This window comes from Sphingobacterium sp. HSC-15S19 (genome assembly GCF_050433745.1).
Classification (GTDB): domain Bacteria; phylum Bacteroidota; class Bacteroidia; order Sphingobacteriales; family Sphingobacteriaceae; genus Sphingobacterium; species Sphingobacterium siyangense.
Genome location: NZ_JBNPWQ010000017.1, coordinates 106,862 through 128,803 on the forward strand (window position 1 = coordinate 106,862; position 21,942 = coordinate 128,803).

14 protein-coding genes and 1 pseudogene are annotated in these 21,942 nt (G+C 40.3%); 4 read left to right on the forward strand and 11 right to left on the reverse strand.

What is annotated here, in order from left to right:
* Window positions 1–3 precede the first annotated feature (3 nt).
* On the forward strand, window positions 4–1,803 hold the full coding sequence (locus L1283_RS15445) for a chloride channel protein (protein ID WP_075992018.1): 1,800 nt from the start codon (window positions 4–6) through the stop codon (window positions 1,801–1,803).
* Between the two features lie 91 nt (window positions 1,804–1,894).
* Here the strand turns inward: L1283_RS15445 and L1283_RS15450 are convergent, their stop codons facing one another.
* The 7 genes from L1283_RS15450 to L1283_RS15480 all read right to left on the reverse strand — a co-directional run bounded on the left by L1283_RS15450 (window position 1,895) and on the right by L1283_RS15480 (window position 13,480).
* Window positions 1,895–2,485: a riboflavin synthase gene (locus tag L1283_RS15450; RefSeq protein ID WP_145327451.1), complete on the reverse strand. Its 591-nt coding sequence runs from the start codon at window positions 2,483–2,485 to the stop codon at window positions 1,895–1,897.
* Window positions 2,486–3,159: 674 nt separating this feature from the next.
* Window positions 3,160–3,753 carry an RNA polymerase sigma factor gene (locus tag L1283_RS15455; RefSeq protein ID WP_088161078.1) on the reverse strand — a complete coding sequence of 198 codons (594 nt, stop codon included), beginning with the start codon at window positions 3,751–3,753 and terminating at the stop codon, window positions 3,160–3,162.
* 199 nt (window positions 3,754–3,952) lie between these two features.
* Window positions 3,953–5,443: an arylsulfatase gene (locus tag L1283_RS15460; RefSeq protein ID WP_088161079.1), complete on the reverse strand. Its 1,491-nt coding sequence runs from the start codon at window positions 5,441–5,443 to the stop codon at window positions 3,953–3,955.
* Window positions 5,440–6,963 carry a sulfatase-like hydrolase/transferase gene (locus L1283_RS15465; RefSeq protein WP_088161080.1) on the reverse strand — a complete coding sequence of 508 codons (1,524 nt, stop codon included), beginning with the start codon at window positions 6,961–6,963 and terminating at the stop codon, window positions 5,440–5,442. Before L1283_RS15465 ends, L1283_RS15460 begins: the two co-directional genes overlap by 4 nt.
* A 55-nt stretch (window positions 6,964–7,018) precedes the next feature.
* Window positions 7,019–8,674, reverse strand: a complete 1,656-nt coding sequence (locus tag L1283_RS15470) for a RagB/SusD family nutrient uptake outer membrane protein (RefSeq protein WP_286849980.1) — start codon at window positions 8,672–8,674, stop codon at window positions 7,019–7,021.
* A 17-nt stretch (window positions 8,675–8,691) separates the two neighbouring features.
* Window positions 8,692–12,120, reverse strand: a complete 3,429-nt coding sequence (locus tag L1283_RS15475) for a SusC/RagA family TonB-linked outer membrane protein (RefSeq protein ID WP_145327449.1) — start codon at window positions 12,118–12,120, stop codon at window positions 8,692–8,694.
* A 184-nt stretch (window positions 12,121–12,304) separates the two neighbouring features.
* Window positions 12,305–13,480, reverse strand: a complete 1,176-nt coding sequence (locus tag L1283_RS15480) for a FecR family protein (RefSeq protein WP_088161083.1) — start codon at window positions 13,478–13,480, stop codon at window positions 12,305–12,307.
* Window positions 13,481–13,850: 370 nt separating this feature from the next.
* On the opposite strand from L1283_RS15480, the gene L1283_RS15485 reads away from it, so the two are divergent.
* Window positions 13,851–14,276: a hypothetical protein gene (locus L1283_RS15485; protein WP_088161084.1), complete on the forward strand. Its 426-nt coding sequence runs from the start codon at window positions 13,851–13,853 to the stop codon at window positions 14,274–14,276.
* On the opposite strand, the gene L1283_RS15490 is transcribed toward L1283_RS15485, so the two are convergent.
* The 4 genes from L1283_RS15490 to L1283_RS15505 form a co-directional block, all read right to left on the reverse strand.
* Entirely contained in the window at window positions 14,257–15,129 is an 873-nt protein-coding gene (locus tag L1283_RS15490) for an EamA family transporter (protein WP_088161085.1), read from the reverse strand. The genes L1283_RS15485 and L1283_RS15490 overlap by 20 nt on opposite strands.
* Window positions 15,116–15,934: an alpha/beta hydrolase gene (locus tag L1283_RS15495; RefSeq protein ID WP_286849977.1), complete on the reverse strand. Its 819-nt coding sequence runs from the start codon at window positions 15,932–15,934 to the stop codon at window positions 15,116–15,118. The genes L1283_RS15490 and L1283_RS15495 overlap by 14 nt, the downstream gene beginning before the upstream one ends.
* Window positions 15,935–16,008: 74 nt before the next feature.
* Complete coding sequence (locus tag L1283_RS15500) at window positions 16,009–16,584, reverse strand: Crp/Fnr family transcriptional regulator (protein WP_167512257.1); 576 nt, start codon at window positions 16,582–16,584, stop codon at window positions 16,009–16,011.
* A gap of 112 nt (window positions 16,585–16,696) precedes the next feature.
* Window positions 16,697–17,473, reverse strand: coding sequence for a hypothetical protein (locus tag L1283_RS15505; RefSeq protein WP_088161087.1), 777 nt, complete (start codon window positions 17,471–17,473; stop codon window positions 16,697–16,699).
* A gap of 224 nt (window positions 17,474–17,697) precedes the next feature.
* Between L1283_RS15505 and L1283_RS15510 the strand changes: the two genes are divergently transcribed.
* Both L1283_RS15510 and L1283_RS15515 read left to right on the forward strand, forming a co-directional pair.
* On the forward strand, window positions 17,698–18,447 hold the full coding sequence (locus tag L1283_RS15510) for a hypothetical protein (protein WP_088161088.1): 750 nt from the start codon (window positions 17,698–17,700) through the stop codon (window positions 18,445–18,447).
* A gap of 1,409 nt (window positions 18,448–19,856) precedes the next feature.
* Window positions 19,857–21,527: pseudogene (locus tag L1283_RS15515) on the forward strand (outer membrane beta-barrel family protein).
* Window positions 21,528–21,942 lie beyond the last annotated feature (415 nt).

Below are 21,942 nucleotides of genomic sequence, written 5' to 3' on the forward strand. Positions count from 1 at the left end.
GATATGAGAAACCTCAAAAGACGTTTTTTTAAAAAAATAGACCAGATCAATCAATGGCGGATGAAGAAAGTTTCTAACCGGAACTTTATCATTATACTCGCATTTTTGGTTGGAATTGTTGGTGGTATTATGGCATCTGTGCTAAAGAGATTAACCCATTTTATTGCAACGACTATACAGGATGATATCGATTGGAAAGTAAAATACTCGGTTTACTTGATTTTTCCATTGATAGGGATTTTGCTCAGCGTGTTTTTTGTTCGCAAATTTTTGAAAGGGAAGAAGATGGAGCACGGGATTACCCCGATTATTTATGCCATCAGTCGGAAAGGCAGCCGATTGGATCCCAGCAATATTTATTCTCAGGTGGTGACTTCGGCTATTACCGTTGGCTTTGGCGGGTCCTGTGGTTTGGAAGCTCCTGTTGCTTTGGGTGGTTCTTCTATCGGCTCTAATATCGCCCGTTTTTTTGGACTGCAGTATAAGGAAGTTACCATGTTATTGGCTTGTGGTGCAGCAGCAGGAATTTCAGGCGCCTTCAACAGTCCTTTGGCAGGAATGATTTTTGCTATCGAGATCTTGCTTCCCGAATTTTCCATTCCAGTGTTCATTCCTTTACTGATCTCATCGGCATTGGCTTCTGTTGTCTCTCGGGTGCTTTATAATGAACCCTTATTCAGTACATTCAATTCCGATTGGCAAGTTTCGGCATTGCTGTTTTATTTGCTATTAGCTGTGCTGATTGGGCTTTATACGATTTACTTTGCACGTGTTTCAAGGAGTGTGGGGAAATGGTTTTCTAAGATTAAAAATCCCTATAATAAAGTGTGGGTCAGTGGTATTGCCTTAGGTCTGATGATTTTTGTATTCCCAGCGCTGTATGGTGAGGGCTATATTACCATTCAGCAGATTCTCAATGGTCAGTTTAACTCGATTGTTAAGAACAGCTTGTTCTCAGACTACAAGGATATGGGATTAGTAGTCCTGGGCTATACGATATTGACCTTATTTGGAAAATCCCTTGCTGCGTTATTTACATTAAATGGCGGTGGAAATGGTGGGGTATTTGGACCAAGTTTAGTGATGGGAGGTCTGTTGGGCTTTGCATTTTCTTATGGTGTAAACTTGACGGGAATTGCCGAGCTAAATGTACCAAATTTTGTGGTAGCGGGGATGGCCGGTGCGTTGAGCGGCATTATGCATGCGCCGTTGACGGGCATATTTTTGATTGCAGAAGTGACCGGAGGTTATACTTTGATGGTTCCATTGATGCTGGTTTGTTCCATTTCCTATTTGATTAATCGGTCGGTTTTAAAGCATTCCATTTACACCAAGGTATTGGCGGAGTCTGGCGATCTGATTTCTTATGAAGACAAGGATCGATCCGTGTTAAGTATGATGCGGATAAAATATGTATTGGAAACTAATTTTGTGATCTTACGCCCTGACGAAACACCAAAAGGTCGACAAACCGACATCATCCATAGTAAACGCAATATCTTTCCGGTGGTGGATTACGAAGGCAAATTTATGGGGCTTCTTTATAGCGAGTTTCTATTCTCAGTATTATTGGGTGAAGTGGATGGGGGGGATACGACTTTCGAAAAGTTAGCTCAGAAGCCAAATGATACGGTAGGTATCAATGAAAACATGGAAATTGTGATGGCTAAAATGAATAAGGACGACACGTGGATACTTCCAGTTTTGGGGGATGAAAATAAGTATATGGGCTTTGTTTCCAAATCGAGTGTATTCAACAAATATCGCGCGTTATTGATACGTCAGGGGCATTATTTGGAATAAATCGAGTACACATTGTTAGAACCCGAAACGAAGTGTGTTCGGATATGCTCCCTTGGGTCGGCTTTAAACCCGAGGAAGCATGGCAAATTTTTTAAGCGCGTAAAGCCATTATCTTTGTGACATATTTTCCGATAATATCAAACTCCAAGTTGACTGTGCTACCCACCTCAACTTGTTGTAAGTTGGTATGCTCTAGTGTATACGGAATGATAGCAACTGAAAACTGATCGTCTTTAGAGTCTACTACGGTCAAGCTGATACCATTTACGGTAATGGATCCTTTTTCTACGGTGATATTTTGTTTGGAAACATCATATTGAAAGGTAAAAATAAAACTACCATTTTCATCTTTCTTTTGGATACAACGCGCAGTCTGATCCACATGTCCCTGGACGATATGTCCATCAAATCTTCCTCCTGCCAAAGTACAACGTTCCAGATTGATCAGGTCGCCCATCCTTAATTGAGCGAGATTTGTCTTCTGCAAGGTTTCATCAATTGCCGTCACTTTATGCTGATTATTGTTCAATCCCACAACGGTAAGGCAAACGCCATTATGACTTACACTCTGGTCTATTTTAAGTTCATTGGAAATATCAGAACTTACGTAAAAATGGATATTGCTTTTTTCCTGTTCGATATTTTCTATTTTTCCTAGGGTTTCTATGATTCCAGTAAACATGATATTTTTTTTGATTGATTCCAAAGTTACTAAATAATTAAATGAAATATCGATGTTTAGATCGCACAAATGTGGTAGATAAGAGCTCATGGTGATTACATCTGAAATCAGACTTCACCACCAAATTAAGTTAAATGGCAGACTTGAAAGTTAAGGGACAATCAACAATTGTGGTCTGTATTGACCTTTAGGCTATATTTACGGATGCAATTGAGTACGTAAAGATAAAAGTGACAGATAAAACGAAGGCAGGAGATGATCGGTTATTCTGTTGTAAAGATAAATAATGCAAGGGTTAAATACTGTGGTTGGGACTAGCTGAGCGAAGCAACCAAAAAAATAACCTGTTGAAAAATGCAAAAAGATTGTAGTGTACATTGTACACTTACTATTCCTTTTGTGATTGCTGTGCTAAAACAAATTTATGGGAGTTGAAAAAAAATATAACAAAATTTTTGTTTATATCATTTGAACCACTATCTTTGTCCTAGGTTTAGGTTGATTGCCTCTTACAAAGAGGTATTTATAAAAGCTTAGCAGGTCGCCCGACCGAATGCTAAGCTTTTTTTTGTGATCATTTTTTTTTGATTGTTATTTCCCTAAATGCTTAATAGCGAGTTGTTTAATTTCTTTTATAAATTTCTGGGAGGAGGATGCGGGCTGTGTGGTAGCAGTTAACTTTTGAAGGTATACCATGCTGTCAGCATTAGGATGGTGAGATATTCAAATTTTTTCGATTTGAAACGTTCTTTTAACGCATGCAATGCTTTGGATCTCGCATAATAGATGGTTGATGCGGTTGTGTTCAATGTTTCGCAAATTTCATCTGTATTCAAGCCTTCCAAAAAACTGAGCTTGCAGATCTGAGCTTGTTGTTTGGGAAGCAAATTGATTTCAGCAAGTAACAACTCGGTGAGTTCTGTTCGGAATATCTTCTTGAGTACATCTTCATCTGGAACCGACATATGCTGCAGAATATCGAGTTCCTCTTTCCGTATTTTGAATTGCGTAGTTCTTTGCATATCGATACAGGCATTTTTAGTAGCGATAAAAAGAAAGGCTTTAAGGCTTTCATAATGCTCTACCTTTTGTCTATTATTCCAGAGTTTAACAAAAACATCGGAGACAATTTCCTCGGCATCGGTTTTGTTGCGGAGGTAAGAAAAGGCAAAATAGCGTAAGGAATGACCAAAATGATCCATAAAAAAGCATAAAGCCATTTCATCACCTTCTTTAAGTGTATTGATGTATGATTCTATTTGCCGCATACTTGGTTATTGATCGTTTTACGTTGGCCTTCGGAATATGTTATACACCTGTGTGGTCAATACGTCATTCAATAGGTAAATTCACATTCGAGCCCCGCTATGGATTGCTTGACTAAATTACATAAAAAACTTGGGTTGTCATGATTCAATCCGGACAACCCAAGTTTTTTAAGATTAAAAAATTAAGAAAGAAATCGATTTATTTTTTAATCATCTTATTCGCTACAATCTCCCATTCCTGTATATGAGCAGGCTGGTGTTCATTATGGATAATTTCATCGAAATGCAGCAGCATTTGTGGGTGCTGTACCGCGATATCTTTTTCTTCCCAAGGGTCTGTTGTTAAATCATATAATTGCCATTTTGATTTAGGGTTTTTCTTCAGATCGAGCTTGACTGCCTTCCAGCGTCCTTCGCGTATGGCGATCTGGCCGCCCTTTTCTGGATATTCGAAATAGAGATATTGATGTTTTTGTTGGTTCTTTTGACCCAGCCAGGTTGGAAGGAGGGAGAGCCCATTGCTGTGGCCGGGGCTTTGTTGAACCAGCTGAGCGAAGGTAGCCATGAGATCGTATTGGGCCGAAATCAAGTCTGTTTCGGAATTCGCTTTGATATGGTTGGGCCACCTGACAATTAACGGAACTTTGATACCGCCTTCAAAAACATCCATTTTCAATCCCCGAAGTGAATCGACACTGCGGAAAAAACGATAATCTATGCCCCCATTAAAGCCAGTTCCGTTGTCACTGGAGAATAGAATAATGGTATTGTCATCTATTCCCAATGCTTTGATATGCTTCATAATCGTGCCGACCTGGTCATCCAGATAGGTGATCATACCGGCATAGGTTGCTCTTGGATAGGGGGTAGCCGTATAGCCGTCCTGTCCGTAATAAGGTTTGTCATGGAAGAGGTCCTTATATTTATCTACATATTCCTGTGGAACTTGTAGTGATAAGTGCGGCAATGTATAAGGAAGGTATAAGAAAAAAGGTTTGCGTTGGTTTTTGTCGATAAAAGCCAGTGCTTTCTCAGTCATTAGTTCAGGTGCATATTCCTTACCGTCAAACTGTTTGAAGTCCTCCGCCGTGGCCTTACTGGAATCTAAAGGAGAATGGACAAATTTTTCCTTGTTTTGAAGGGGATATTTTGTTTCATTTTCCCAAAGATGTGTTGGGTAATAATTGTGTGCCTGTTTTTGGTCCAGGTAACCGAAGAAATAGTCAAATCCCTGTTTATTGGGGCTTCCGGTGGAATTATTCATTCCAAGTCCCCACTTTCCAATGGCAGCGGTCTGATAACCGGCTTTTTTAAATAGGTGAGCCATGGTATACGTTCCTTCAGGTAGTGGCATCTGGCCACCCTCGAGACTATCTGCGAAACCGCCCAATTCATAATTTCCGCGAATATAAGATTGGCCACCATGCTTGCCCGTTAATAACATGCAACGGGCTGGGGCGCATACTGGAGTACTTGTATAGTGGTTTATAAAGCGTAAACCTTCATGTGCCAGTTGCTGGATATTTGGTGTTTTGATCAATCGTTGTCCATAGGGCTCAGTTTCGGCATAACCTAAATCGTCTGCATAAAAAAATATAATATTGGGCAATTTATGCTGCTTTTTCTTTTGTTGTGCAAAAAGAGTCCCCCATCCGAGGAGGATGAGGGAAAGTCCAACTTTTAGTTTCATTTTTTACGTTCTCCTTCCAATAATTGCTTGAGTTCAGCGACCTTTTCTGGATATTTTGAAGCCACATTATTCTTTTCGCCGATATCATTTTTAAGATCGTATAACTGATCTTCCGGAAGACTTCCTGTTTCTGTATCGGTTAATTTCATGTAGGGGGAACCTTTGCTTGGCGCAATATATTTCCATTCGTCCTTTACGATGGCAAGTGTCTGTGCATGCTGAACCATACTGCTACGTCCCTTATTATCTTGACCGGTTAAGGTTTTCAAGAGCGGCGCGCTGTCTTTTGCTTCATCTGCTTTTAGTGGAACATCCAATAATTGGGCACTTGTTGCCAAGAGGTCTATTTGGCTGATCAATGCATTGGAAACTTTTCCCTGTGCAACGCCCTTGCCGCTTACGATAAAGGGCACGCGAGTTCCGCCTTCGAAGATGCTATATTTGCCACCGCGTAGTGGACCTGCGGGTAAATGGCCATTTTGCTGGGCCACAGCGCCATCCATATACCCGTCGTCGAGAACGGGGCCGTTGTCGCTGCTGAAAATTATAATCGTGTTTTTGTCAAGTCCCAAAAGTTGCAATTGCTGTTGAATTTGTCCGACGGTCCAATCCAATTGAAGGATTGCATCGCCGCGGTAGCCGAGTTTGCTTTTACCTTTAAATTGTGTTGCTGGCATGCGAGGGACGTGTGGTTCTGTCAAGCAGAAGTAGAGAAAGAAGGGTTTGTTTTGATGTTGCGAAATAAAGTCCTGGGCCTTGTGAAGAAATGTTGTAGAAACTTCTTCGTCTACCCATCTTGCACGTGTTCCACCGCTCATGTAACCGATTCTTCCGATACCGTTGACAATAGTTTGATTATGTCCCTGGCCAGGTGAAGAATGCATTTTGAGCAGTTCGGGATGCTCTTTTCCTGTGGGGTCGTTACCTATTTTCTTTTCATAGTCGACCAGGATTGGGTCATTGGCCTCTGCAGCGACGACCTGATCATTTTCAAGGAACACCGTTGGGACGCGATCTGCTGTTGCAGGAAAAATGAATGAATAGTCAAAACCTACATCATTAGGCCCGGGTTTGATGGGTGCGTTCCAGTCTTTTTGGACCTGATTTCCGAGTCCCATATGCCATTTGCCAACAATGGCGGTAGCGTAGCCCGCATGTTTAAATACTTTGGGTAAGGTGATTTTATCTGTTGGAACGATTAGTTTGGCATCTCCGGGCAGAATGCCTGTACCTTCCTGACGCCAGGGATACGTTCCGGTCATCAATGCAAAACGGGAAGGGGTACAAGTTGCCGAAGTACTATGAGCATTGGTAAATCGTACGCCGCTTTGGGCGAGCTTATCCAGGTTGGGGGTTTCGATTTGTTTGGCACCATAGCTGCTTAAATCACCAAAACCAAGGTCGTCTGCATAAATATAGATCACATTTGGTTTACTAGCCTTTTGGGCAAAACTAACTGTGGGGAGCGCTGCGAAAAGGCTCGAGGAGAGTAATAACGTTAGGGATAGTGGCTTCTTCATATACGTTAATTTTTGTTTAAAGGGTATCGTTTGACAATTGACGATACCCAAGATACTATTTTAAATTTGGATTGATATTAACTTCATTTTGCGGAATCGGCCAATGTTCATCTTGGCCAACCCGGAAGGATTTGCTGGTCACATACCATCGGCTATAAGGGTCTTTACTTCCACCGGATTTTATTCGAAGATTTTTCGCATTTGGAAATGGGGCGCCATAAAAGTCACCTTTCAGTACATCCTTTGCGATACCCCAACGTAGTAAATCCCAATAACGAAGTCCTTCCAATGCGAGTTCCACACGTCTTTCGTTGCGTAACGTCGTGCGCAAGGAGGTACTACTTTGGACGTTAATGGCTGGCATATTAACGCTGCTTCTTTTTCTGACAGCGTTGATGGTTTTGTCGAGTAAGTCGCTGGTAATAGGATCTCCATTTTCGAGTTTGGCTTCAAGGTAACTCAGGAGAACTTCGGCGTAGCGTACAATAGGAACGTCGGCTCCAGAGTTTTGTAAGTTTCCACTAAACCCTTCGTCGTTGAACTTGCGTAATCCGTAGCCCGTACGAGTGGCCTGTTTTGTTGTTGTCAATTGGTCGATAGATAGGGTGGAATCGGGGTGAGAAGTATATTTAAGGTTTTTGAAACGATCACCATTCGTTATCACGGTGAAGGCTAAACGCGGATCCTGGTTTTTGCTGATGTCTTGCGCATTATAGCGCGCATCATCGTACGAAAATGCCGTTCCATCGGTGAAACCATAGCTTTCTACAAGACTACCGAGCGGACAGTGAAGATGCCAGCCGCCTGCGATTGCCGGAAAATTGTGCTGAAACATACCGTTTCCGGCAAGATCAACCAAGTACTGCGTGGCAAAAATAATCTCTTTGCTCGTTTCGTTGGTTCCATTAAATAATCCTGAATAGTTAGGATCTATGTTATTTTCATTGGCATTGATGATCTGCTCATAGCTTTTGATAGCGTCGGCGTAAGATTTTTCTGCCAGTTGGATGCGTCCAAGGAAAGCGAGGGCTGCCTGTTTGCTTGCGCGGCCCCTTTCTGCGGTAGTCAATTTGCCATAACTAGGTAAGTCGTTTGCCGCTTCCTGCAATTCACGCGCGACAAATGTAACCAATTCCTGTTTTTTCGCTTTGGAAACCTGATTCGCTTCACTGGGCGTTAAAGTTTTGGTAACTAAAGGGGCATCACCCCAGTATTGGGACAGGTAGAAATATTGGCAAGCACGAATAAACCGGGCTTCTGCTTTAAATCGTGCGAGTAGATCTGCTGAAATAGGAGTTTTATCTATATTTTCAAGAAAATAATTTACACGGGCGATTTTCTTGTAGGTATACATCCAATAATTGTCTAAGTTGCTATTATTGCTCGTTAATGTACCATCGGATAGTTTGTTGAAAACCGAATTATCACCACGTCTATCGTAGGCGTTGTCCGAAGCAAACTCCAGGTAAAGCAGACCGTTATAGGACCACCAATCTGTAGGGCTGAATTCGGCGAGGGAGTTCATTTGTATTTCTGCTTTGTATAATCCTGTCAGCGCTGCTCGAGCATTCGTTTCGTTTGTCCAAAAGGTTTCGTTGGCAAATTTATCCAGTGGATTGGTTTCCAGTTGCTTTTTACAACTGGTACTCAGGCTTGATGCAAAAAGAATGCATAAGGCCAATTTTATAGGTTTATATGAGATGTGTATCATGGTTTTTTATCGATTGGTTAAAAACTAAGGTTAACCCCAAATGTAAAATTGCGCATAATAGGGTAGTAGGCTCCGCTTGAATTGATTTCGGGATCCCATCCTTTTCTATAGTTGCTTTTCGTGAATAGGTTTTCGGCATTTGCGTAAACCCTTAGACCCGACAATTTCCATTTGTTAAGGATGTGCTTAGGAATGGTATAACCCAATTGGATGTTCTTGAGCCGCAGATAGCTTGCGTCCAGTAACCAGTAGTCCGATAGCAGGGTATTTGGTGTGCCAGTATTCGGCAATTGTTCAATTCTTGGGTATATGGCATTTCGATCGGGATTGGCTGCAGTCCATCTGCCATCAGCTTGCCAGCGTTGGATATTGCCGTTTTGTGTCAACGCAAATCCAGCATAATTGTCCAATAAGCCTTTGACACCGCTTACACCTTGAAGAAGTATTCCTAAGTCAAACCCTTTGTAGTTCATTCCGATATTCATCCCGTAGGTGTATTTGGGGATGCGTGATCCAATTACAGTTCGGTCGTACGTAGCGTCTACTTTTCCATCAGGTACACCGTCGGGGCCACTGATGTCCTTGTAGCGGATATCGCCTGGTTGCGGTTTGGGGTTGATGCTGGTTTGATTGGTATAGCTTGCAATATCGGCTGCATCAATAAACAAGCCATCGGCCTGGTAGCCGTAGTAGGCTTGAATCGGGTAACCGATAAATAGGGTTGAACCATTTCCCACTAAGCCATTCGGTTGATTGATATTGCCGACACCCAAATCGACGACCCTATTTTTGACCGTAGAGAAGTTCAGATTTACGTTGTAAGAAAAATCATTTAATTTTTTTTGATGCCCTAGTGTAAATTCCCATCCTGTATTTCGAAGTTTTCCAGAATTTTGTACACCTACTTCAAAACCCAAAATTTTGGAAACACTAGAACCTGGGCTCACCAAAATATCGTAAGTATATCGGTTATAATAGGTACTGCTGAAGGTCAGTAAATTTTTAAATAAAGCCACTTCTACGCCCGCATCTGCCGTTCGGGTCGATTCCCAGCGTAGCATAGGGTCAACAATTGTTGTTCGGGCGACCCCTGGAGAAATAGTGTTTCCAAAGGGGTAATTGTAACCAGGATTTAAAACATCCTGGTATGGGTAGTTAGAGACAACGCGCTGTTGGACATTATTGACAATATTTTGGTTACCGAGAACTCCATAAGATCCTTTGATTTTCAATTCGTCTATCCAGCTATAGTGGTCCTTTATAAACGATTCTTCACTCAGTAGCCAACCTACTGCAATTGAAGGAAAAGTGGCATACTTTTTATCGGTTGGAAAACGGGAAGATCCATCGTATCGAACAACACCTTCGACCAGGTATTTCTTGGCATAGTTATATTGTATGCGTGCAAATAACGATTCCAATGCCCACTCAGTAGCTGTACCAGTATTTTGTTGTCCATCTGGTGAACCTACATTTAACTCGGTAAGATCATTGCTGGGAAAATTCTGGCGGTAAGCGCTTAAACCTTCGCTGTAGCCTTTCTCGAAAGAATAACCGCCCAATATTTTCAGGGAATGTTCCCCGATCGTTTTATTATAGTCTGCTAAGGCCTGAAACGTTTTATACGTTTCATAAGGAGCAGTTTGATTGAGGCTAGAAGGTCCGAGCGTAATGGAATTGTTGATCCGTTGTGATGCTCTAAAAAGTTTTGTGCGGCCATTCGTCTGCGTATAGCCCCCAATAGCGGACAAGGTCAGATCTGAAATCGGTTTCCAGTCGAGTCTTGCGTTTCCGGAGATATTGGATACTTTTTCTTTGTAGAAAGATTCGCTCTCCAGGAAAGATACAGGTGTCCCCTTCAGGTTATTCCCTGCGCCCCAGTCGCCGTTGCTCAGGCGGATCGGGTATATGGCGGGATAGCGAATCACCTGAGAAATGATATCCGTCATGCTGGAGAAGTCAAGCGTTGCCGGTGCTGCGGGTTCGTCTGTTTCGGTCTGAATTGCTGCTACCCGCGTCGTTAATTTGAGCTTGTCATTGAGGTTTGATATGAGATTGAGGCGGACATTGTATTTGTCAAAATTGTTTTTGATGACAATACCTTTTTGATTGAGAAAGCCCGCAGATAAGGTGTATTGTATTTTATCTGTGGTATTGGATATATTTAAGTTGTGGCCTGTTTGCGCCGCTTGGGACTTGAATGAACTGGTCAAGTAATTCCTATTTGGGTAGTTATCGGGATCCGAGCCATCTTTAAATTTTTGGATCTCCTCTGCGGTGTAGCCTCCGCCGCCACTTGTGGTTTCATTGAGCAAGGAAGCGTACTCCCAAGAGTTTACAAATTCGGGGAACGCTGTTGGTTTCTGGATACCGTAATAGCCATTGTAATTGACCGTTAATTTTCCACCTGTTGCCCCGGTTTTTGTTGTAACCAGAATAACACCGTTGGCGGCTCTAGCTCCATATATCGCAGCGGAGGAAGCGTCTTTCAGTACCGAGATAGATGCAACATCATTTGGATCGATATCATTGAAGGAATTGGTGGGTATACCGTCGACTAAAATAAGCGCGTCGGTACTTGCACCGAACGAACCCACACCACGGATCTGTATGGTATTGTTTGCTGCACCAGGCTGACCAGATCGCTGTATGACGGTCACACCGGGCATTTGACCTGTGAGGGCTTGCGCAAGCTGGGGAACGGAGCGTTTGGCTAGTTGTTTCCCATCAACTTGGGAAACCGAACCGATTAATTCTTTCTTTTTTGTCGTACCGTAGCCTACGACGACGACTTCTTCCAAAGCATCGACCTGTTGGCTAAGTTCAATATTCAGGTAAAGCTGGTTGGATAATGGGATTTCTTTGGTTTGGTAGCCGATCATTTTAATCACGAGTACGGCATTATTATTTGCTTCGATCTGAAAGTTACCACTTTCATCTGTCGTGGTTGCCCTTGTCGAACCTTTTATTATAATCGTCGCGCCCTGAAGCATTGTTCCTTTGCTATCGTGAACATTTCCTTTGAATGTGCGGGTTTGTTGTACTAACGTGTAGTTATTTGGAAGCTCATAAGTCGGATAATTTGTTTTTAACTTCGTTACGACAAGCATATTGTCCTGAAAACTCCAATCGACAGGTTGGTCTTTTAAGAGAAGCTGTATGGCTTTTTCTAAAGGCATATTACGAACCTGCGCCTCAATTTTAATGTCGGCAAGTTCTTTACCATTCAACAGAAAGGGGACGCCACTCTGTTTTTGGATGGTACGTAATACCTGCACCAAAGACATTTTTTTGGCGTTAATAGTAATTGATTGTGCGTAGCTAGCTGCAGACAGCTTAACAACACATGCAAGGGTAAAAAAGGCACTAAGCTTCATTTTGGTCTTCCATTGCTTGGGTATGTTCACAGCAATTCGATTTCTATGAACAAGAAAATTAAAATTCATAAATTTGTTGAATTAGGGATATAATCTATTATTAAACTGATTGGGTAAATCGGTCAAAAATGGAGATCGCTATTATGGCCGATTAATGTTCGTAGCATTGGTCGGCTTTTTTAGTATCTCGTTTGGTCTCGTTAGGTTGGTTTTCTCATAATTGTTGTTTTTGGGTTATTTCATGGATAATTGGTTAGTTTGAAACAAAGAGTTTACGAACTCCATTTTCTTGGATCAAGTCAAATTTAATATGGCTACGCTCCAGGATCTTTAGGACTGCCGCGAGACTTTTCGTGCGTTTAATTTCGCCATATAAAAGTGTTTCTTTTATCGGTTGCGTGTAGATGATTTGCAGGTCATACCATTGGCCGATCAGTTGTAGAGCAGTATGGAGGTCCGTTTCATTAAAATAGAATTTATTGTCGAGCCATGCGATGTAATTAGCGGGATCGACCACTTTTTTAGATAGTTGACCCGAAGCTAAGAGCGCTTGCTGATTGGGCTTGAGCTGTAACGTTTGCCCTTGCGCCGATAGATTGATACTCCCCTCTATAAGCGTTGTACTACTTTGGGATTTTGAATAGGTATTTACGTTGAATTCAGTGCCCGTGACTTCAATTTGTTGCCCGTTGGAAAGAACATGGAAGGGTACCTTTTTATTTTTTGCAATTTTAAAATAGGCTTCACCGTCCACTTCAACAACACGTTTGTTTTTTGCAAAACGAAGCGGGTATTTAAGTGTTGTTTTTGCATTGAGCGTAATCTCCGATCCATCTTCCAGTTGGAGTTGCAGCATCGTGCCAGCAGGGGTGTTGACCGTGGCCATCAGATCTCCTTTTAAAGAGGCGTTTTGAAGGATAGTACCGTCTTCGTAGGTTAAATTTTCTCCTGAAACCAAGGCTCCTTTCTGACTCGATACCTGGAGCACTTTGCCGTTCGAAAGCCGTATTTCTGCCTGGTTGCTCTGTGCTTCTACGTCATTTAAGACGATTCGATTACTGACCGGTGCAACTTGTTTTCTAACCATGAAATACATCAAACCTCCTAAGATTATGCTTATTAAAGCTGCTGCGTAGGGAAGCAGGTGTTTTATATTTCTGATAGGAGATGGTTTAACGGCAGAGGTCCGAATAGTTTCTAGGGTCTTTGCTTTTAACCTTTCGTTCCAATCCATTGTATCTGAAGCCTGAAGCTCGCTCCATTGATTCAAGTCGTTTATCAAATCATGGTTATCCAGGAGGTCTTCAAAAAAAACACGATGTTCTGCTGATTCATCCAACCATAACTTTAAATCGGTCTTTTCATCGGACGTTAAGTTGTCGCCGATATACTTTATGATTAGTTGTTTGATATCATCAGTCAATCTCATGGTATATAATTTTAGATAGATACGTAACAGGGAGGATAAACCTTAGTAAAAAAAGTAAAAAAATAATTAGGTGCAGCACGTCGACAAATATTAAGCTCCAACCGACCAATATCGTCAATACCACGTCCAATATTGCTTTGGCATTTATCTTAACGGATTAATTCGCATCTTTAAAGAAGATTATTGTTTTTACTTAAAGCTTGATGGTTAAAGGGATTTATCAGCTGTAACTTGTAAAAGGTCGGCGTTGAAATCAGTTTTGGGATTGCTGCTCTCCGCAGGAACTGGTCGAAATGTATTAAAGGAAAATAGGAGGGAGCGAGAAGTTCAGGCCTATTCGCGGTTTTATTTATTTTAAAATAGTGTGCTGATGAAAAGGAAGCTAAGTTTTATTTTCCTGCGAATTATAGGGTTTAGTGTATTGACGACCTTTGTCCTTACAGCCATACTTCAGGCAAATAATGAGGCTGCAAAAAGAGCACGTTGCTACATGCCCTTTTTTACAGAATTGTTGCTTTCATTCGTGGCACTCTGTATTGCGATTGGTACGATATCTATTTTTCTAAATCTAAATAAGCAATTCAGAACCAGTAGGCTTGCACGGGCACTATCCTTTGTTTTATTGCCCGCCGCTATTAGCCTATTGTTTTCGTTCTTTCTGATCCAAGCAGGCGGAGCATCCAATATATTTGAAATGCTCCACATGGCTGCAACTATAGTTCCAGTATGGGGACTGATCTTATGGCAATATAATAGATTTAATCATTGGTTGACTACTACGGCTTACCAACATTAATTATAATGACAGCCATTAAAATCAGGAGTATGCCAAACCATTGGAACCCTGAAACAACTTCCTGTAGAACCAACATGGCAGATAAGGTTGAAACAGGGATCTCCAGACTTGAAATAATATTTCCCATCGCTATTCCGGTTTTTGGGATTCCTTTTGTAAATAGTAAGGGGGGAAGAATAGTTCCAAAAATGGCAATCAATAATCCCCAGGGCAATGCATTAGGTTGCATATACCGAATAATATCAATGTTCCAAAATGCTACGATGAGCAGCAGTCCGCCTAAGACCAAGAATTGGCTACGTACTGGACTCGGTAAGTCTTTTTCCACTGTGCTTGAAGCATAAATTGCCAACGCATAACTTATTCCCGCTCCGAAACCCAGTATTATTCCTTTGTAATCAAGATTATTATTGTTTTGGAAGAGATTGGTTGCTAAGGTCGTTCCGAGCAAAACAATAGTAACTCCTGTTATCTTGCCTTTTGACGGAAACTTTTTCAACAGGACTGCTTCTGCAACCAAACTTATCCAAATGGATTGCATCAGTAAAATAATTCCAGCGGATACGGGGATATATTGGATGGAAAGATAGTAAAGTGTTGTTGTTAGACCAAGGGAAATGCCCCAGACCATCAGTTTAATTTTTGATGAAAATTTGATGGTGTTATGTTCGTCTGCATTACGCTTTGACAACAGATTAAAGGACAACAAAAAGAGAAAACCAAACATAAACTGCAGAAAGGTCAACAAACTTGTGTGTATCCCTAAATGGTTTGCATATTTCACAATTGTTGCGAGCAGTCCATAACTACATGCGCCTGCAGCAACATAGAGTGTCGATTTATAGTCCTTCATGTTGAAAGTAGTTTTGAAATAAAGCCAACTGTTGTGATAGTGATTTGCTCCAATAAGCAGTATCGTGTCCTCCTTTTGATTCGATGTAAAGATGCTCGATATTTTTGTCGGTCAGATGCTTGTGGAATGTACGGTTCATTTCCAGCATTTGCAGGTCTTCAGTTCCACAATCGAGGATATAGCGTTGTTTATTGTGCTTCATTTTATCTTCGTTGCTGTAGATGCGGTCTACATCGTTCAGATTTTTATAGTCGCCCAATACCTTGTCTACCTGATATTGCAGGTAAGCTTGTCCGAAGCGGTCGAAATCAAGAGCACCGCATGAACTTCCGACGATCGAAAATGTTTGTGGATAGGCTATGCCGATGTGCAATGCTCCGTAGCCACCCATGCTCCAGCCCAGTATTCCGCGCGCATTTCGGTTTTGTTGCGTCGGGTAGTGATGATCGATGTAACTTACTAGTTCATTTCCTATAAAAGTGGTGTATTGTGCATGTGGATCGATAGGACTATCTACGTACCAAGAATTGAAATTTCCATCTGGTAGTACATAGATCGTCTGAAATGTTTTTGCTTTTTGGATTAAGTCCGGAATGTTTTCTTGTACGGTACGGGTGGGGGTGCCGCTATAACCATGGAGAATATAAACTGTTTTATAATTGATCCCGTCTTGCATGTCGGGCGTAATTATAATGGTTTCAATGTTTTTGTCCATTTTGGCACTATGGATTTTTGTCTTAACGACTTTTTGTGCAGCCAGTGGTAGGCTAAGGGCAGAAAATAGGAGTGTGCATACTGTTTTCATAGCTTAAAATTTTGTCTCTATAAGGCAAAATTCAACAGTATAATCTTTAAAAACGTATACACATGTTGATGGAATTATTCTTTTAATTCCTTACGGATGCGACTTAATTGCGTGGGAGTTACACCAAGATAGGAGGCGATATGACGCTGCTTGAGGCGTTTGAAAAGCACCTGATTCTTATGAAGTTCAAGATAACGTTCCTTTGCAGATTCCCACTTGAGCTCGATTTCAAGTGGTTCTTTTTTGACCACCCAATTCTTTTCCAGGTAGGCTATCTGAAAGAGCGCCAAATCATGCTTTGTGCGGACAAGCTCACGGAAAGCCTTGGCTGAATATTGAATTAACTCCACATCTTCGAGCGCAATGATGTTGAAGGTGCTCGGTGTTTCTTCAATGATGGCGGCGGTGGAAGCACAAAAGCTATTTTCTTCAAAAAACATTTTGTAGATAATATTGCCATCAGCGTTTGATTTATAATAACCTAATAATCCTTTGCATATAAAATAATAGTACTTAGCATATTCTCCAGCACGTAGAATATGTTCATTTTTTTTGAACTGCTTCACCTGAAAGATAGTTTTCAAAATTTCTGTCGTAGCTGGGCTAAGCGCAGCATAAGTATTCATTTCGAAGAGGAGTTTTTCTATCATCAATAGGTAACTGTTTTGTAAATGACCGATCTATCTATTTAACAAAGTTAGTGAAATGATCGCTTCAATTGTACTTTACCAGATTGTAACTTGGAAACTAAAGATTTTTACACTAGTCTTTGATGGAGTACTCGGTTCCATTCAGACCGACATATATTTCCTTGTCGAGGTCACCGCGATAGCCAATAAACAGCGGATACTGCTGTTCACGTAATGGATTATTATAAAGCTCCTCAATATTTGCATACTTTGCTTTTACAATGATTTGATTGGTCTCACTATTTTTTATTCCCTTCAACAAAGTGTGCTCACTGGTAAAATCTACGTAAGGTATTTCTTTTCTTTTGGGGCGGAAAATCAATTTAACTCCTTCCTCAATCAACGCCTTATTTTTTATGCGAAATTCCTGAATGGATTGCTCTTCCGGAAATATTTGTTTTCCGCTCTGGTTGTCTTTGATATGTTGAAAGAGTGTGTTTTGATCTATGCTGTCGCTATAATAAACAGTTGAATTTTTGTACAGATAAATTGTTGTTTCACCTGTTTTAAAATCGGCGGCATTGTATTTATATACTCGTGTTCCCTTTTTATCGATACGGTAGCGTTCGCCATTGAATAGTACCCAAGCATAGTCTTCTGTTCCATATTTAATGATCTCGGGATTATTTACATGGAAAAGTTGGAAATTGTAATCAGCTTCGAATAGTTCTGCTTTTTCAAAAAGTGCCTTTATTTTAACGTTTAGTGATTTGTCACAGTAGCCAAATAAGCTGTTCTGCATGAGTGTCGGAATTAAATCAGGATACACCAAATCCGTTGAAGCTAATTTATCTTGGGCATGAGTAGGTATACTTAAGAAGGTTAAAAGTAGTAAAACAAAATTTTTCATCCGTTGTGCTATTTAATGTGCATAACAAAACTATCAAATTAGATCTGTTAAAAAATCAATGAAAATAGTGATTTTTAATCGGGGGAATAGATTTAGAAATTGAATTACTTATATTCGGGTATTACCGGTTATTTCCCCCGAAACTATTCATAAATTGATAAGGACAAAAACAATTAGGAGATAATCCTTAAGACAATGCTAATTTAACGTTAATTGCAAAAAGAATGAAACAAAGCACACTTTTTTTAATACTCATCTTTTTTTCAATTGTTGTTCAGGGACAACAATTTGACAGTACCTATGGGAAGCCATTGATTGTGCTCACAGAGACAAACCCTTGGGCAATGGTTATGGGTTCTGACATTCCTTCATTTGCACTTTATGAAAATGGACAAATCATTTATAAGAAAATTGAAAATAAGCAGTTGAAAATCTATGAAGTAACATTGGGAAAATCCGAATTAGAATATGTAATTAAGTCATTAAACATTGCAGACAGCATGTACAAATTACCCGAATACATTGAAGTGAGCTCTTGGACGGATCAGCCATCAAATGAGTTAATTTTGAACATTGACTCAATTAAAATGATTCGTGTATATGGCAATATTGGAACAAAAGGCGAAGACAGAAAAGCGACACCTAAACAATTCTTGGCTGTTTACGACAACATCAAAAAATATAAGAGTAAGTCTGCAAAAGAATGGTTGCCAAACAAAATTGAAGTAATATTTTGGGATTATGCATATGCGCCTAATAAGCGACCTTGGCTTTCCGGGTTTCCTGATTTAAATTCTACTACAACAGTTAAACGAGGTGACGATGAAAATACAATGTATAGCGTTTATATTGACAAAAAAGATTTCGAGGAGTTCAAAAGATACTATCTATCAATGGAGGAAAAGCAAGCAGTGGAAATCAATGGAAAAATGATGGCGATTGATTACCGATTACCATTTCCAAATTTAGAGTAAACCCGGCCAACCTTTCTTTCGAATCCTAATAGCTTTTCTTTGTGATCCCGCTGGGATCAGGATTAATTTCCTATAAGCGCCATCATGGCTTATTTTCGCCACCTTCATCAGGTTGGTCACCGAATGGGACCTGTAATTTTGTACCGGTAAGCATTTATGGGTATTAGGCATTTTAAATGTTAGGGATTTGACTGTGGTAAATAGAGGTTTAAGACAATTGTGTGATTTTCAGGTTGATATAATGTTTTCGTGTTTCCGTATAAAGAAAAAAATTATTCAGACTGGGATGTCTTGAAAAGTACAATAGAGTAGCTCCTTGCTTATTTTGAATTTACTATTGTCGATTATCCCATCAGGCTTCCATGAACATTATACCCGTTATATTGTCAGGAGTAATGCCATACTGAACGATGAACCCTACTATAAGGCTGCAAGATGGGGGTATCATGGGTTTATGCGCTGATATCCGGTGTTTATGCTGTACCCAACTCTTTCCCGAAAATTAAGTATGATGGCTGAACCAAGTACTTCCAAACAGAATATGGGCTATTAATCAGTTTAGGTATCTCTTGAATAGATCTTTAGGATTACTTTCTATTAAAGTAATTTTTAATTTTACTTGATAATCATAAGGATTATTCCTTACTTAGAGGGTGCTTACTTTTTTGTTTTAATTAATAGCATCACTAACCATTTAGAGAGATATAGCGAAAGAGCAAATGAATTTCAGTGCCATAATTTTAGTATCAATACCATCACTATTTTTTTTTAGTAACAATCAAGCTTTCAGTCAGGTAATCAAAGGACAGACTGTCGATCATGCGAACAACAGGCTGCCTTATTCGACCGTTACTATCTTTTCTGTTTCAAAAGAGAAGCTGAAAATCATAAACTCAGACTCTACTGGCAGCTTTGCGTTTGGCATGTTGCCTTCCTATAAATTTATAGCGGCTTCTTACATGGGCAATGTCTCCGATACACTCACTGTGCAGGATAAGGGCCTGCATATTTTAAAAGTTGATAACTATACCTCGATCGATACTGTCAATATTGACAAAGATCAGCATAGAGTTGAGCACCTGGCTGATAGATTTGTATTTACCCCTAGTAGACGATTTATTAAAGGAAGCTCTGCGCTCGATGCGGTCAAAAATGCCCCCTTAATAGATTTTAACCAAAAGGACGAATCCTTTAGCATTATAGGAAAAGAAGGAACCACAATTTATATTAATAACAGGAAAACAGACCTGCCAAAAGAAATGATCCTCGCTGAACTCAGATCCAACCCGGCAGAAAATTTGGAGAGTATCGAGATCATTACCAATCCTGGAAGTGAGTATAGTGCCAATACATTAGGCGGAATCATTAATATCAATCTGAAGCGCATGTCTTTCGAAGGGCTTTTCGGTATGGCCAATCTAAGTACCGAGCAAGGACCTGACAATACAACTGTTTTTAATGGAGCATTAAACTATCGCAGACGGAATTTCGCGCTGCGAATTTCGCCTTTTCTCAATCGAAGTTATAATAGGAGGGATACTGAATATGAGATTGGCAATGCTCCTGATCAATCAACCAGTACAATCGAATATCACCGGAAATATATGGTCATAGGCGGCGGCATCGGCACAGATTATGATCTTTCAAAACGAACGCTTCTAAGCTTTAATGGATTCGTTTCAACTGTTAACGGGGATGCGAACAGTAATTCCAGGACGATCTTTTCCTCTTCGGATAGGAATACGGAAAACGAGATCAGATCTGATGACAAATACTTTTATAATTTTGGGAATGTCTTTATTCAGCACAAGTTCGACAATTCGGGGAATCGGATTTTAGTATTCAATATCGACTATAATCAATTTGAGAAAAAGAACAAGGACCGCATCAGTACTGTAGGCGTTGGCATGGAGCCACAAGTATCGAATAACCGTATACCCCAGGACTTCTTTAATATTTCGGAGAAGTTGGATTATATCCATAAGTTCGGCAAGCAAAGCCGCCTTTCTCTGGGAGGCATGCACAGCTATTCTAAGCTTAACAGCAATCCCTTTTATGAGATATACGGGAGCGGACAAGGTTCTGTGAATTTAGCATACGATTACAAAGAAACTTATCTCGCCGCTTATGGTACGTTGAATACAAATATTGGAAAGCGGTTCAATATGAATCTAGGCATTAGAGCTGAGAATACCCAGTACCGTACACGGGAAAAATTGAGTTTCGAGACGCTGGAAACAACTTATTTAAAGCTCTTCCCATCTGTTTCGGCGGTTTATACCATAAATAAAAATAATGTGCTTTCTGGTGCAGCTTCAAGGAAGATACAAAGGCCCTCTATGGAAATGCTGTTTCCCGGAAGGATCTATCAGAATGAAAACTATTACACCGAAAATGATCCGTTCCTGCTTCCTTCCCTGCGTAATAATGTTGAACTGATGTACTCGAATAAAGCAAGACATATTTTTTCCCTGGGGTATAACAAAGCTACTGATGCTTTTGCCAAATTTATAGTGCAGATACCGGAGGAAGATAAAATCCTCCAGAGAAGCACCTATATCAATTATGGTTCCTATGAAAGGTGGTATGCTACGGCCTCTACCAGAAACAGTGCCTTTAAAAAGAAACTCGATATCGTACTCTCTGCTACCTTTAACCTTTACGATTATGAGGCAAAGGTGGCGGGTAACAATAATGATATACGCAATTTTAATTTCAACTCCATCCTGAATCTGAATTATGATTGCTGAAAGTACATGTTTGTTTATTCTACACTGAAGTTTGTCAGCAATTCAAAAACTATTTCGCAAGAAAATTTCAGAAATCTTACCCTTTTTGATCTTGGAGCTAGAAAGTCGTTTGGGAATTTATCGGTATCTATTTACCTGAGCGATTTTTTAAATACAAGTAATGTTCAAACAACCTCTTACTTAAATACCTTGTCTTATAATAGATATAGGTTTAATTATTATACTAGATCGGCTTCTCTGAGCCTCAAATATCAGTTTGGGAATACAAAAACAAAGCAGGTGTTAAATAAGTCTAGCGCAAATGAGGAAATGAGAGGTAGAATTAATTAAAAAATATTTTAATATATTTATTTTCTCTGTATATTAGTTTTGTCAGTAAAAAACATATAAATAATGTGTTTTTAAATAGTGTGGAAGTTCTAATAGGACAATTCTGAAAGATATCAATTTCACTGTCACATGAAATAAAACCACGGCTATCGTCGGTACGAGCGATAAAGCCAGCATTATAAAGCGCCTGTTATAATACTATTCTGCAAATGACGGGAGAATACTTGTGGGAAAAAAAAACTTGACAGAACTTAGCCCGGATAGCTGGAGACAGCAATGCGGTGGAGTCCTTCAGGACGGCCATATATTTTCAGGTACCATTCCTCTATAAATTAACTATAATACAGTCCCCTTGCGCATTGGGTTTTGCGATTTTCCTCTTCGAGTTTGGTCAGCCGTAAGGCTGGCATTAACT